Below are 13,810 nucleotides of genomic sequence, written 5' to 3'. Positions count from 1 at the left end.
TGATCAGCCAACGCGATGCTTGCGACGTCTACGCTATCAAGAGGTTCTGCTGGATAGCCTTCAACGCTGTCCGCTGCCTGCCACCTGGGCTCAAGCCGTCAAATGTGGTCATCTCTAACGTCAAGCGCATCGCGCAGCCCGTCGCCGATGAAGTTGAAGCTGGTCACTGCGATCGTAATCGCAGCGCCTGGAATGATGGCAAGCCAGGGAGCGCTGGCCAGATATTGCTGGGCGCCGTTCAGCAGATTGCCCCAGCTGGGCAGCGGTGGTTGGATGCCGTAACCAAGGAAACTGATATAGGCCTCCAGAAGAATCGCACGGGCGACGGTGAGGCTTGCGGCCACGATGATCGGACCCGTGGCATTGGGCAGAATTTCGCGAAGCATGATGTGCCTGCCGCTCAGACCGACCATGCGCGCGGCCTGGACAAACTCGCGCTCGCGCAGCGAACGGACCTCGGCTTCGACGATCCTGGCAACCTCCATCCAGCTCGTGACAGCAATGATGACAGTGATCATCATCGGGCTGGGCCGGAGCGTCGCGGCCAACGCCAGCACGAGGAAAATCGAGGGGAAGGAAAGAAAGCCATCCACCGTGCGCATCAGCGCGGCTCCGATCCAGCCCCCGCGATAGCCTGCGGTCACGCCGACGAGCGTTCCGATCAGCGTTGACAACAACATCGCGGAGAATCCCACCAGTAGCGAGACACGCCCGGCCATCAAGAGTCGCACGGCCAAGTCTCGCCCCAACGGGTCGGTGCCGAAATAATGATGACCGCTCAAGGGAGGAGCAAAGCGGGCGCGCAGATCTATATAGAGCGAATCGTAAGGCAAGGCGTAGGGGCCCACGACGCACGCCAACACGAGCAGGGCGATCATCGCGAACCCGAGCAGCGCCAGATGGTGTCGCATGAACCGGCGCACCCCGCGGCTGTGCCACCAGCGAATTGGAGGGAGGTGGGCGGAGATATCAGTCATAACGGGGGACTCCTGTTGACGGCACGAACCTGCGTCTTCAGCTGAGACGAATGCGCGGATCGACGAGTGCGACAAGGATGTCTGCGACGAGATTGCCCAGCACGACAAGGATGGCTGAGAATATCAACAGCCCCATGACCATCGGATAGTCACTGTAGCCGAGGCTGTCGAGAAACAGCCGCCCCATTCCCGGCCAGGTAAAGATGGTCTCAGTGACCAACGCGCCGGTCAGAATGCTCGGCAACTGCACCCCAGCCAGGGTGATCATCGGCAACAGCGCATTGCCGACGACATGCTTCAGCAGGATGCGGCGCTCACTTAGGCCCTTGGCACGAGCCGTCTTGACGAAATCCTGGCTCAGCGCATCAAGGGTCGCGGTGCGCATGTAGCGGCTCCAGACCGCGACATGGACCAGCGACAGCACCAAGCTTGGCAAGATCAGGTGATGCAAGTAGTCCAGCACCGATCCGTCGCCGATCGTGTACATGTTCCCTGCAGGCACCCAACCGAGCTTCAACGTGAAGATATAGATGCCGACGAGGCCGAACCAGAAGGTCGGGACCGACAGCGCGACCATGGCGCCAATCGTCGCGCAATAATCGAACAGGGAATAGCGGTGGGTGGCACCGCGGATCCCGATCCAGGAACCAAGGGCGATGGCCAGTGCCGTGGACGTCCCCATCAGCAGCAGCGTAGCGAAGAGGTGACGCCCAATCACCGCCAGCACCGGCGTTCCGTCGCGGAAAGAGTGACCCCAGTCGCCCTGAACCAACCGCCAGGCCCAATCAAAATACTGAATCCACAACGGCCGGTTCAGCCCGAGCTGCTCTGCCAGTCGCTCAATGTCCTTCTGGGTCATGCCGGGATCCAGCCCGAACTGCGCGAGAGGACCGCCCGGCATGAAGTTGAGCACCGTGAAGCCAATGATCGAGACGATCACCAACAGCACGATGCTCTGCGAAAAGCGATTAAGCAGGAACCCGGGCATTCGAGTCTCCATGTTAGCTTGACAGCGCCTAGGCGCCGCCCTGCGCCTATACGGGCCTCGGGCGGCGATACGTCAACTCGCCCAAGACCAAGCCAGCGCGTTCCAGGATTCGGTGCGCGTGTTGACGTTCGGCACGACGCCGGAAATGCCCTTCTTGTTACCCTGGACCGAATTGGTCTGGTACAGCGGCAAGAAGGGCAGGTCGCGGCGAACGAGCTCTTGTACGCGACGGTAGATCGAGCGCCGCGCGTCCGGATCGAAGCTGCGAGCGCCTTGGTCGAGCAAGGCATCGACCTCTGGATTTGAATACTGCGCATTATTCGAACCACGCCCGCCCTTCGCTGCAATCGCACGCGAGTGCAAGCGATTGGTCACGTCCGGGTCGGCGCCGATCAGATACGTGCTGCCGACGATCACGGAATCGAATTGCGATTGCTGCCAGAACTCGCCCCACATCACCGCGGCGGGCAAGTTCGATATCTTCATCTCGACGCCCAACTGAGCAAATGTCTGCTGCAAGAACTGCTGCACCTGCTCGCGAAGCGGATCGCCTGACGTGGTCGAGCTGGCAAAGGACAGACGGACGCCGCTTTTGGCACGAACGCCATCCCGCCCGGGCGCCCAGCCGGCTTGGTCGAGGATCTGGCGCGCGCGGTCCAGATTGTATGCGTGTGCCGGAAGATTGGAGTTATAGTAGGTGGACTGCCTCGGCATGAAGGTCTCCGTCGGAGTCGGCACGCCGTAATAGAGCCCCTGGATGATCGATTCCTTGTCGATGGCTGCGTAGAGCGCCTCACGGACTGCAAGTTCCTTGAACTGTGGACGCTCCAAATTCAGGTAAAAGGACTCGAATGAAGCCTTTGGGACCAGTGTCACCACTCGGTTCGCCAGCGCCTTGGCTTCCTCGTAATGATCAGCTGTGATGTACGGCTGCCCCATCAGGTCCACATCACCGCTCTTGAACTGAGTGTAGAGGACGGTGAGATCGGGAATGTATTTGAAGATCAGCTTCTCGATGTGTGGGCCTTCTCCGAAATATTCGGGGTTAGCCACGAGTTCGAGATGATCGCCTGCAACCCGCTTACCCCATTTGAATGCGCCGGTGCCGACCGGCGCCTGGTTGAAGGCGGCGTTGTTTGGATTGGCCTCCTTCTCGAGGATGTGCTTGGGCACGATGAAGGTTTCGGTCAGGAACGAAAGATAAGGCGCAAAAACCTGTTCCATTCGCCACGAGATCTCCGTGGGCGAGATCACCGTGATGTCGCGCACGAGGGCATGGCCAGCTGTGCGCCAACTCCGGAAGGCGGGATTGGTGATCAGTTCGAGGGTGAATTTCACATCCTCGGCCGTGAAGGGTTTGCCGTCGTGCCAGCGCACACCGTCACGCAGACGGATGCGCCATTTGAGGCCGTCCTCCGAAATGCCGCCGTTCTTCTGGTTCGGTACTTCGACGGCAAGGTTGGGCTCAATCTCACCCTTTGGGTCGATCCGGAAGAGCGCGTCGAAAACCGAGAAATGCACACCATCATCGACTTCAATGTGCGCCATCAGCGGATTGAAGACGGTCGGCTCTTGTCCAAGTCCGACGACGATGCGACCGCTCGGTTTGGCGGGGGCCTTCTGAGCGAAGGCGGGCGTACCCAACAGGCCTGGTGCAGCGAGGCCGGCAGCCCCGGCCACCATCAATCGAAGTGCATTGCGCCGTGAATAGCTCGAGTCAAAATAGGCTTCCGTCATGACCTCTCCTCGTTCTTGGCTGTGTCCCGCCGGTATTCATTGACTCCCGCGAGCGCGCGAGCGCCCCTTGGCTGCTCGCCGGGGATGGCAGCGACGAGCTCGCGCGTGTAGGCGGATTTCGGGTCCAGGAAGATCTGCGACGGCGGTCCGCGTTCGATGATCTGTCCTCGATGCATGACGGCGATCTCATCGCAAATCTGGCTGGCAACGCGCAAATCATGCGTGATGAAGATCATCGAGACGCCGGTCTCCCGCTGAATCTGATCCAGCAGCTTCAGGATTTGGGCCTGGATCGAGACATCAAGCGCGGAGACGGCTTCGTCGGCGATCAGCAGTTGTGGTTTGAACATCAGCGCACGGGCGATGCCGACGCGCTGGCGCTGACCGCCGGAAAATTCGTGCGGATAGCGGTCGAAGGCGCCTGAATCCAGGCCGACATGGGACAGAAGCTCCCGCGCCCGCTCACCAGCCTCTCTGTGCGGCACGCCATGCGCGACCGGCCCGACTGTGAGAATTTGCCCGACCGTCGAGCGCGGGTTGAGCGACGCAAAAGGATCCTGGAAGATCATCTGGATTTTTGGCCTTAGCGGCCTAAACTCGGCCTCGGTAAGCCGGGCGACGTCGCGGCCTTCGAAGAAAATCGAGCCACCGTCGCTCTCCATGAGCTTGATCAGCAGCCGCCCGAGCGACGATTTGCCCGAACCGCTTTCTCCGACAACGCCTAGCGTGCGGCCCTGCGTGAGATCGAACGAGACACCATTGACCGCAGGCACGATGCGCTGCGTACGGAAAAGCGCACTGCCGCTACGATAGGTCTTGACCAGACACTCGACCTTCAGGATTGACGCCCTGCCGGCGGCTTCCAAGGGATTGCGGTCCTTGCCGGTCAGGTGCGGCACGGCCGCGATCAGGCGGCGCGTATAGAGGTGACTGGGCGACTTGAGCACCTGCTCGGCACTGCCTTGCTCCACGCAATGACCCTTCTCCATCACCACAACGGAATCGGCAATCTCCGCCACGACTCCAAAGTCATGGGTGATAAACATCACGCTCATTCCCTTGCGGCGCTGAATGTCGCGGATCAGTTTGAGGATCTGCGCCTGCGTCGTCACGTCGAGGGCGGTCGTCGGCTCGTCGGCAATCAGGATCGCGGGCTCAAGAGCCAGAGCCATGGCGATCATCACCCGCTGCCGTTGCCCGCCCGAAAGCCGGAATGGATACTGGTGATACATGAGTTGCGGATCGGGAAGGCCGACCTCAACCAACAAGTCTATGGCGCGGCTGCGACGGGATTTCGCGGTCCCAACGTCGTGCGCTGCCATCACTTCCTCGATCTGCGCGCCCACGGTCATCAGCGGATTGAGCGCTGAGAGCGGATCTTGAAAGATCATCGAGACGACGCGGCCGCGAAGGTTGCGGAGCTTATCGGGCGAGATGGCTACGATGTCGGTCCCATTCAGGTCGATCGAACCCGAGGCAACACGTATCGCCTTGGGCAGAAGCCCCATGATCGCATTGGCTGTGACCGACTTGCCCGATCCGGACTCTCCAATGATGCACAGTATCTGACCCCGCTTCAGATCAAAGGAGACGTTCTCGACGGCGTGAGCCCGCTCCATCCCGGCCGGCAGGCTCACGGTCAGGTCGCGCACCGAGAGTGCCACATCTTCCGAAGCTACAGCCTGAGAGGCAGAGGCCATTTGAACAGTCTCCCCTTTCAACGGCGTTGGGTCATTCTGCTGCGGATTGGCTCTTCGGCCATTGTTGCCGCCGCGACGATCGGACAGGTCGAAAATTCGCCGCTCATTTTGCCATTCCCTGTTCGGAGAGTGCGACATGATTCAAAGCTTGGTGCTCGACAGGAAAAAGCTGTCGCTCAAGCCAAAACATCGGACGAGCGGCCAACTCGATCACTGAATCGAAGTTCGTGGAGCTAACAGTCCCATCCAGCTTGATTGCTCTTGTGGAGGTCTGTTCCTGGACAAGGCTCATCCAGCGTCCCTTTAGAACTTCTGCCACTGATCGACATTGACCCGGCATTCGCGAGTTTGACTGCTTCAATCACCCCAGAGTCGCCGAAACGCGCCGTATGGGCAGCAGGAAGTTCTGAAAACGAAGTGCCATCTGGCATTTCAGTCTGCGCCGCGACGAGAGAACTCTCAGGCGGCCTGCCTTGTGCACGGCACGGCTGCACGCGCTCAACGCCTGATGCCCTGGTGCTTTGGCGAATGAGGTGGGCGCGAGCAACGTGTTCTCGCAATAATAGCTTGAACAGTAGTCGGCAAACCGCAGAATATTCCGTCTAATCACAAATTCCCGCAGAGCACCTGCCGCGAATGCTCAGCTACGATAGGTCAAACGCCGGGAGTCCTCGCTTCATGAGTGCGCCGCTCATCCATATTGAATCAAGCCCGTCTCTGCCTCAAGAGGCTGACGTCGTCGTCATTGGCGGCGGCGTGGTGGGCGTGTTCACGGCTTACTATCTCGCCCGCCGCGGCGTTAAGGTCGCCTTGCTAGAGAAGGGGCGTGTCGCCGCCGAGCAGTCCAGTCGCAATTGGGGATGGTGCCGTCAACAGAATCGCGACGCACGCGAGCTACCGATCGCCACCAAGAGTCTCGATCTTTGGGAGAGAGTAGCACAGGAGACCGGGGAAGACACGGGCTTCCGCCGCTGCGGGCTTCTCTATCTGTCGAATGACGAGAATGAGCTGACCTGCTGGGCGAAATGGCGCGATTTTGCAAAGACGGTCGGCGTTACGACACACATGTTGAGCACGAACGAAGCTAGCGAGAGAGGCAAAGCGACGGGCCGCAAATGGAAAGGCGGCGTCTCCTCTCCAACCGACGGAACGGCAGACCCTTCGAAGGCTGTGCCCGTGGTCGCGCGTGCGATGATGACGGCGGGCGGCACGGTGCACCAGCACTGCGCCGCTCGCGGCATAGAGCTCCGTGCCGGCCGGGTGAACGGCGTAGTGACCGAAATGGGCACAATCCGGACCAACACGGTGGTCATGGCAGGAGGGGCCTGGGCCTCTTCGTTCTGCAACCAGCTCGGCATTCGCTTCCCACAGGCGTCCGTGCGCCAGTCCATTCTCGCCGTGGCTCCTGGCGCGGCGGGTCTGCCCGACGCCCTGCACACTGCAGTCGTGTCGCTCACGCGGCGTAGCAGCGGCGGGTACACGCTGGCGATAAGCGGGCGCGCGCGAGTCGATCCAACGCCGCAGCAATTCAGGTTCGCCCGCGAATTCGTGCCGATGTTTGCTCGCCGCTGGCGCAGTCTCGCCCCTGGAGCATTCGAGGGCATGCGCCAAGGTCATGAATCCTTGGCGAAGTGGGCGCTCGATGAGACGACCCCGATGGAGCTGAACCGGACACTTAATCCCCGTCCCGACATGCGGCAGATTCGGCTGACACATAAAAGAGCTTGCGAATTGCTGCCTGAACTCCGTCGCGTCGCAATCTCCAATGTCTGGGCCGGCTATATTGACAGCACACCGGATGGCGTTCCCGCCATCGGTGAGGTGGGGGCGATTCCGGGCTTTATCCTTGCGGCCGGGTTCAGCGGACACGGTTTCGGGATTGGTCCCGGCGCAGGGCACCTGATCGCGGACATCATTACTGGTACTGCACCGATCGTCGACCCGCGTCCATACAGGCCGGAGCGGCTGAAAACGGGTGCCTGGGGCAAGGTCGCCGAGTTCTGAAAAGCAATCTCTCCGCCCGGTGGGAAAGGATGCTGGTTGGTGCTATGACAGTGCGTATGACGCTGAAGCCTCAAAGCCTTGACGCCGCTATGGCTCCCATCTCATGGCATTGCCTATGAAGCTCGATAAGATCGACATCAGGATTTTATGCGAACTGCAGAAGAACGGGCGGACTTCCAACGTCGAGCTCGCAGAGCTGATAAACCTTTCCCCGAGCCCGTGCCTGATGCGCGTCAAGAGGCTCCAGACGGAGGGCTTCATCACCGGCTATTCCGCCCAGATCGACGTCTCCAAGCTCGGACAAACTCTGACTGTGTTCGCCGAGATCACGCTCAAAAATCATCGCCAGATCGATTTCGCGCGCTTTCTCACGACCATCGAAAAGATAGATTCGGTCGTCGAATGTCATCTGGTTTCGGGCGGATATGACTACCTGGTGAAGTTTATCACAGCGGGAATCAGCGAATATCAAGCGCTGATGGAACGTCTCGTCGAGATGGATATCGGAATCGACAAATACTTCAGTTTTGTCGTGCTGAAGTCTCCGATCGTGAAATCCCATCTGCCTCTCGAAAGCATATTCAATAGCTGAAGAACAATCCTCCACCCCGGGGAGCATGGGCAGATCGCCGGGCCGGCGCTACGGCTCAGGCTTTTTCTGGCCTCGGAATGACAGGCGCAGTGATTATCCTTTCATCGCCGCGCGGACGTCCCTGTCTTCGAGGGTTTGGTCGAGCGTCATGCGAGTTCGTTCGATGATGCCGTCGATGTCCGCATCCGTGCAGCAGAGCGGGGGCGCAAGACCCAGCACGCCCTGGGCAAAGGCGCGGATGACGAGACCGTTGTCCCATGCGCGGTCGAATATGCGGCGCGCGGCGTCAGCTTCCGCCGGCAGGGGCGTCTTGCGCTCCTTGTCCGTGACGAGCTCGATTGCGGCCAGCATGCCGCGACCACGGACATCGCCGACAAGTGGATGATCGGCAAGCGCGCGAAGGCCTTCCATCAGGCGGTGCCCCGCCTTTCGGCCGTTTGCCAACAAGCCATTTTCGTAAAGATCCAGGCACGCGAGCCCGACCGCTGCACTGACGGGATGCGCGGAATAGGTGTAGCCGTGGCCGACGGCCGTCTTGCCGGCTCCGTCCGCAATCGTGTTGTAGACGCGGTCGGACATGAAAACGGCTCCCATCGGCACATAGCCCGACGTCAGACCCTTTGCGGTGGTCATGAAATCCGGCACGACGTCGTCTTCTTCGCAGGCGAAAAATGGGCCGACACGACCAAAGCCAGTGATGACCTCATCGACTACGAACAAAATATCGTTCTCCTTGCAAACGGCGTGCATGGCTTTCAACCAAGATGGCGGTGGCACGAGGACACCCCCTGATCCCTGAATTGGCTCGACGTAAAAAGCCGCAATGCGATCTGCGCCAAGTTCGGCGATCTTGGCTCGCAAGGCCGCGACCGACGCAGCAATGATAGCCTGAGGATGGGAACCGACAGGATTACGATAGGTATAGTGCGACGGAATTTTGTGCTGCCAGCTATAAGGTACCCCAAAGCCCGCATGAAAGGCGGGGATCGCGGTCAAGCCGGACCCTGCCGTCGACGATCCGTGGTAGCCATGCTCGACGGAAATGAACTGATCCTTCTGCGGCGTACCCTTGGCATGATAATAGTACCGAATAAATCGGATTGTGCTGTCGACGGCATCGGAGCCACCTAGCGTGAAGTAAACATGGTTCAGATCGCCAGGCGCCAATTCGGCCAACCTGGCGGCCAGCCGGATGGCCGGATCGGAGCCCAACCCGAAATAGCCCGTCGCGTAAGGCAGCTCGCGCAACTGCTTCGTGGCAGCTTCAACGATGCTCTCTTGTCCGTACCCGACGTTGACACACCACAGACCAGCAAACCCGTCGAGCAATTGATGTCCCGATGCATCGGTCAGGGTCGCGCCCTTCGCTGATCTTAACACCCGCACACCCAAGGCCTCGTGACCGCGATAGGATGAGACCGGGTGAACCAGATGTGCGCGGTCCAGCTCGATCAGCGAATTGCTCAACATTTCGGCCTCCATATCAACCCGAAACGCAAAGTAGGATATCGACGACAGCAGTTCCTCCCAAGCTGCGCCTGAGCCAAAGGAGTTTTGACTTTCGTTTTTGATCGACGCCGCATCTTATACCGCGGCGGCGTCCGCCGCGTGGCGGTGCTGTTCAACTCGAAAGGTTGCTTGGCGCAACTCTCTGCCAAGGCTTCGAGCCGATACGACACAATCTGCTTCCGGCTCCAGCGAAAGCGGCGCTTTATCTTACGCGATGCTCATTATGATGCTTGTCGTACTGGCACGCGGTGCCGAGAGGATTGGAGGATACCACGACATGACCGAGTTCCGACCGAAATATATCACTTTCGATTGCTACGGCACGCTGACGAATTTCGACATGGCCGGTGCGGCAAGGCGAGTCTACGGCTCCCAGCTTTCTGCCACGACGATGGCAAGTTTCATCAAGGATTTCGCCGCCTATCGCCTGGACGAAGTTCTTGGCGCGTGGAAGCCATACTTCGAGGTCGTGCATAATTCGGTAGAGCGCGCGTGCAAGCGCAACGGTGTCGTATTTCGGCCGGAGGATGCCCAGCGCATCAATCAAGAGATCCACACTTGGGGTCCACACCCCGACGTCCCGGCGGGTCTGGCCAAAGTTGCCAGGGAGATTCCGCTGGTCATCCTGTCGAATTCCATGAAGAACCTCATCATGTCGAACGTCGAGAAGCTCGGCGCGCCCTTCCACACGGTCATCACGGCCGAGGAAACCGGCGCCTACAAGCCGCACATGAAAGGCTTTGAATACATGCTGGACAAGCTTGGCTGCGGTCCGGAAGATATCACCCACGTCTCATCCTCCTTCCGCTACGACCTGATGACAGCCTACGACCTGGGCATCAAGAGCAAGGTGTGGGTGAACCGCGGTCATGAGCCCGCGAATCCCTTCTATGAATACAGTGAGGTCGCTGACATCGGCGGGCTCGCCGCCGCAGTCGGCTTGGAGCCCCTTCGAAGAAGTGCGTGAAGGCATATCCTTTTCGGGCTCTTTCGCGGCACGTAGACCTTCGAAAATTTCAGTAGAGACTGTTGCGTGATGAATAAAGGGGGCGGTTCAACCGCTCCCTTTTTCTGTGTTCGAACTACTCATCCGACAGAATTGTGTTACTTCGCTGTCGAGGCATCATGGTGTTGTCGCGCGGATGCGGTCCGCCGCAAAATCGGAGAACCCTTCGATTCCTCTCCTGAAACCAGGAATCGCCCCCTTATTCCAATCCGCCGACATGAAGCGTTTTGATCTCAAGATATTCATCTATCCCGAGCTGGGATCCTTCGCGCCCCAGCCCGGACTGCTTTACACCGCCGAACGGCGCGACCTCGGTCGAGATCAGGCCGGTGTTCAGGCCCACCATGCCGAATTCCAGCGCCTCGGCAACGCGCCACGAGCGCTTGAGGTTTTCAGTGTAGAAGTAGGCGGCAAGGCCGAAGGGCGTGCCGTTCGCGATCGCGATCGCTTCGTCCTCCGTCTCGAAGCGGAAAAGCGGCGCGACTGGTCCGAACGTCTCTTCTGAGGCCAAGAGCATGTCAGTCGTTGCCTCACCGAGCACGACGGGGCGCGCATACTGCCGACCTTCCGGCATACGTTCGCTCTGCGAGATGATCTTCGCGCCTTTGTCCAGGGCGTCTGTGACGTGCCGCTTGATCTTTTCTATCGCCGCGCCATTGATCATTGGTCCGATTTCGACACCTTCTTCGGTGCCGGCACCGACCTTCATTTTTGCGACCCGGCTGGCGAGCCTTTTCGCAAAGGCATCGTAAACGCCGGATTGCACCAGAATGCGATTGGAGCAAACGCAGGTCTGTCCGCCATTACGAAACTTCGACGCAATCGCGCCCTCGACGGCCCGGTCAACATCGGCATCATCAAAGACGATGAACGGCGCGTTGCCGCCGAGCTCGAGGCTGAGCTTCTTGATGTTGGCGGCGGCGCCCTTCATCAGCAATGCGCCGACGCGAGTCGACCCGGTAAACGAGATCTTACGGACAGTTTCATTGGTCATCAGTTCTTGGCCGATTTCCGCGGGCATGCCCGTCACGATATTAATGACGCCCGCCGGGATCCCTGCCCGCTGCGCCAGAACGCCGATCGCGAGCGCCGAAAATGGCGTAAATTCAGATGGCTTAATGACCACGGTGCAGCCCGCAGCAAGCGCAGGTGCCACCTTGCGCGTGATCATGGCGTTAGGAAAGTTCCAGGGGGTGATGATCCCGCAGACGCCTACCGGCTCTTTCAGCACCAGAATGCGGCGATCGGCAGTGGGTGAAGGGATGGTCGATCCGTTGATCCGGCGTGTCTCTTCCGCAAACCATTTTACGAAGGATGCCCCATAGCGGATTTCTCCGAGCGATTCAGCAAGCGGCTTGCCCTGTTCCAGAGTCAGCAAGAGCGCCAGATCCTGCTCATGCTGCCGCATCAGCTCATACCAACGCTCCAAAAGTGCCGCGCGTTTTGCATGAGTAGTCTTCTTCCAAGCTTTGAACGCATCAGCCGCAGCGTTGATTGCAGCCGCAGTCTCGTTACGCCCCATATCGGGGATGGTACCAAGGACGTTCTGGCTGGCAGGATCAATGACATTGACAGTGGCTTTCGCGCTCGCATCTCGCCAATTGCCGCCGATCAGCCCTTGCTGGCGAAACAGATCCTTGTCCTTCAATGCAATCATCTACATGTTCCTTTGCCTTCGGGCCCTACTCCGCCATTCCTGCTTGCCAACCGAGCAGGTCTGCACGACGAGAACGCTCTTGGATTTGCGACAGGCGAGCAAAGCCGGCTCATTTGAGCAGTAAAGGCCGCACACCGCATTTTTTCATCGAGAATTGCCTGACGGCGCTGAAGCCGGTCAGGCGCGACTTTGAAAGTCGATTGTTCTGCCAAGCCAGATTTCGACCGCTCTGAGCATTGCGCTCAGTCATAAGCGCTGACGTAGATCTTTCGCACGGTCTCGATCGTGCGCCAGACGCCGACAAAGCCCGGTTTCATCACGAAGCTGTCGCCGCCGCGGTAAGTCCTGGTCTCACCACCCTTTTCCTCAATTTCGATGAGACCCGAGATGATGTGGCAGAACTCGTAAGTGGTGCCTTTGATGGAATGGGTCTCGCCGGGCGTTGCTTCCCAGACGCCGGTCAGCACCTTCTCGGCTTTGGAGGCGTCCTGCGCCCAGGTCTTGAAGGATGGATTGCCCGAAATGAGTCGTTCCGGAGCAGGCAAGGTGTTCTTTGGTGCGAAGTCCGGATTGGTATCGATAGTAATCAGAAGTGACATGGCATTATCCCTGGTTAATAGCCGAGTGTTCGATCAACAAGCCCGATCGGATTTTTTCCCGCGCGGTGGCGCCTGATGTTTTCTACGACGGATTGTGCCGCCGTATGCGGTTGCGTCACGGATGCGATGTGCGGCGTTATCATGACCTTCGGATGTGCCCAGAGCGCATGGCCTTCCGGCAGCGGCTCGGGGTCAGTGACATCGAGCATAGCTGCTGCAAGGCGGCCGCCGTCGAGCGCCTCGATGAGTGCGGCCTGATCGAGCTGCGGGCCGCGGCCGACATGCAGCAGTCGCGCTCCCATCGGCAAAAGCGAGAAGAGTTTTGCGTTCAGGAGGCCGCGGGTTTGCTCCGTCAGGGGCAGAAGACAGACGAGAATATCCGTTCCACTCAGGAAACTGCCCAGCTGATCGTCGCCATGAAAGCAGGTGACGCCCCCGACCACCTTTTTGCTGCGGCTCCATGCGGCAAGGGAAAATCCAAAGGGCTTGAGGCGATCGATTGCCGCTTGCGCCATCATCCCAACGCCCAGGAAACCCACGCGACGTTCGGTCGCCTGTGGAGTGACAATATCTTGCCACTCGCCCCTTCTCTGCTGCTCCCGATATGCGAGCATCTCGCGATGGAGCGCCAGCACGCCAAGCACGACGTATTCCTGCATCATGCGTATGATGCCATCCTCGACCATACGCACCAGCATCACATGATCGGGTATGATCTCGGGCACGAACTGGTCGACTCCGGCACCGATCGAAAAGAGCACCTCCAAATTGCGATAACGCGAGACGTCGTCCGGCACGTTCCAGGTCAGCAGATACCGCACCTTTTCCGGGTCGATGCTTTTCCTACCCTGGTAGAATTCCAGATCGGGGAACTCGCGCGCAAATATCTGGCGGAAAATTTCGCCCCGAGCGGCATCGGAATTGAAAAGAAACCCCATCGAGGGACCCTTCGTGTCACGCGGCGAGATGCTCGATGACTTGTTGGCGCGCAGCGAGCTCGCCGGACATCTACAGCCTAGCGGCAAGCAGAAGCTTTCTCTG

The 13,810-nt window shown here is 59.4% G+C and carries 12 protein-coding genes; 3 read left to right on the top strand and 9 right to left on the bottom strand.

Annotation, left to right across the window (positions count from 1 at the left end):
• Positions 1–98: 98 nt before the first annotated feature.
• The 5 genes from BcanWU425_RS05400 to BcanWU425_RS05380 all read right to left on the bottom strand — a co-directional run bounded on the left by BcanWU425_RS05400 (position 99) and on the right by BcanWU425_RS05380 (position 5,694).
• The gene (locus BcanWU425_RS05400; protein WP_026232479.1) at positions 99–977 is read right to left on the bottom strand and encodes an ABC transporter permease; all 879 of its coding nucleotides are present in this window, start codon (positions 975–977) and stop codon (positions 99–101) included.
• A 37-nt stretch (positions 978–1,014) separates the two neighbouring features.
• Positions 1,015–1,965 (bottom strand): ABC transporter permease, encoded by a 951-nt coding sequence (locus tag BcanWU425_RS05395; protein WP_018453192.1) that lies wholly within the window; start codon positions 1,963–1,965, stop codon positions 1,015–1,017.
• Positions 1,966–2,037: 72 nt separating this feature from the next.
• The gene (locus BcanWU425_RS05390; protein ID WP_085350774.1) at positions 2,038–3,702 is read right to left on the bottom strand and encodes a peptide ABC transporter substrate-binding protein; all 1,665 of its coding nucleotides are present in this window, start codon (positions 3,700–3,702) and stop codon (positions 2,038–2,040) included.
• Entirely contained in the window at positions 3,699–5,402 is a 1,704-nt protein-coding gene (locus BcanWU425_RS05385) for an ABC transporter ATP-binding protein (protein ID WP_204512491.1), read from the bottom strand. The genes BcanWU425_RS05390 and BcanWU425_RS05385 overlap by 4 nt, the downstream gene beginning before the upstream one ends.
• 103 nt (positions 5,403–5,505) lie before the next feature.
• Positions 5,506–5,694, bottom strand: coding sequence for a hypothetical protein (locus tag BcanWU425_RS05380; RefSeq protein WP_018453189.1), 189 nt, complete (start codon positions 5,692–5,694; stop codon positions 5,506–5,508).
• Positions 5,695–6,080: 386 nt separating this feature from the next.
• On the opposite strand from BcanWU425_RS05380, the gene BcanWU425_RS05375 reads away from it, so the two are divergent.
• Together BcanWU425_RS05375 and BcanWU425_RS05370 are read left to right on the top strand one after the other, a co-directional pair.
• Positions 6,081–7,406: an NAD(P)/FAD-dependent oxidoreductase gene (locus BcanWU425_RS05375; RefSeq protein ID WP_204512492.1), complete on the top strand. Its 1,326-nt coding sequence runs from the start codon at positions 6,081–6,083 to the stop codon at positions 7,404–7,406.
• A gap of 115 nt (positions 7,407–7,521) precedes the next feature.
• Positions 7,522–7,998: an Lrp/AsnC family transcriptional regulator gene (locus tag BcanWU425_RS05370; protein WP_018453188.1), complete on the top strand. Its 477-nt coding sequence runs from the start codon at positions 7,522–7,524 to the stop codon at positions 7,996–7,998.
• A 93-nt stretch (positions 7,999–8,091) separates the two neighbouring features.
• Here the strand turns inward: BcanWU425_RS05370 and BcanWU425_RS05365 are convergent, their stop codons facing one another.
• Positions 8,092–9,468, bottom strand: coding sequence for an aspartate aminotransferase family protein (locus tag BcanWU425_RS05365; protein WP_026232478.1), 1,377 nt, complete (start codon positions 9,466–9,468; stop codon positions 8,092–8,094).
• A 316-nt stretch (positions 9,469–9,784) separates the two neighbouring features.
• Between BcanWU425_RS05365 and BcanWU425_RS05360 the strand changes: the two genes are divergently transcribed.
• The gene (locus BcanWU425_RS05360) at positions 9,785–10,474 is read left to right on the top strand and encodes a haloacid dehalogenase type II (RefSeq protein ID WP_204512493.1); all 690 of its coding nucleotides are present in this window, start codon (positions 9,785–9,787) and stop codon (positions 10,472–10,474) included.
• A gap of 238 nt (positions 10,475–10,712) precedes the next feature.
• On the opposite strand, the gene BcanWU425_RS05355 is transcribed toward BcanWU425_RS05360, so the two are convergent.
• The 3 genes from BcanWU425_RS05355 to BcanWU425_RS05345 form a co-directional block, all read right to left on the bottom strand.
• Complete coding sequence (locus BcanWU425_RS05355) at positions 10,713–12,170, bottom strand: NAD-dependent succinate-semialdehyde dehydrogenase (protein WP_085350777.1); 1,458 nt, start codon at positions 12,168–12,170, stop codon at positions 10,713–10,715.
• Between the two features lie 242 nt (positions 12,171–12,412).
• A complete protein-coding gene (locus BcanWU425_RS05350; RefSeq protein ID WP_018453184.1) occupies positions 12,413–12,769 on the bottom strand; it encodes a cupin domain-containing protein in 357 nt (118 codons plus the stop codon).
• Positions 12,770–12,783: 14 nt separating this feature from the next.
• On the bottom strand, positions 12,784–13,707 hold the full coding sequence (locus BcanWU425_RS05345; protein WP_085350778.1) for a 2-hydroxyacid dehydrogenase: 924 nt from the start codon (positions 13,705–13,707) through the stop codon (positions 12,784–12,786).
• Positions 13,708–13,810 lie beyond the last annotated feature (103 nt).

Origin of the sequence: Bradyrhizobium sp. WU425, from assembly GCF_021052305.1 — a bacterium.
Classification (GTDB): domain Bacteria; phylum Pseudomonadota; class Alphaproteobacteria; order Rhizobiales; family Xanthobacteraceae; genus Bradyrhizobium; species Bradyrhizobium canariense_D.
The sequence above is the reverse complement of the archived record's forward strand: the minus strand, read 5'-3'. Positions and strand labels throughout refer to the sequence as shown.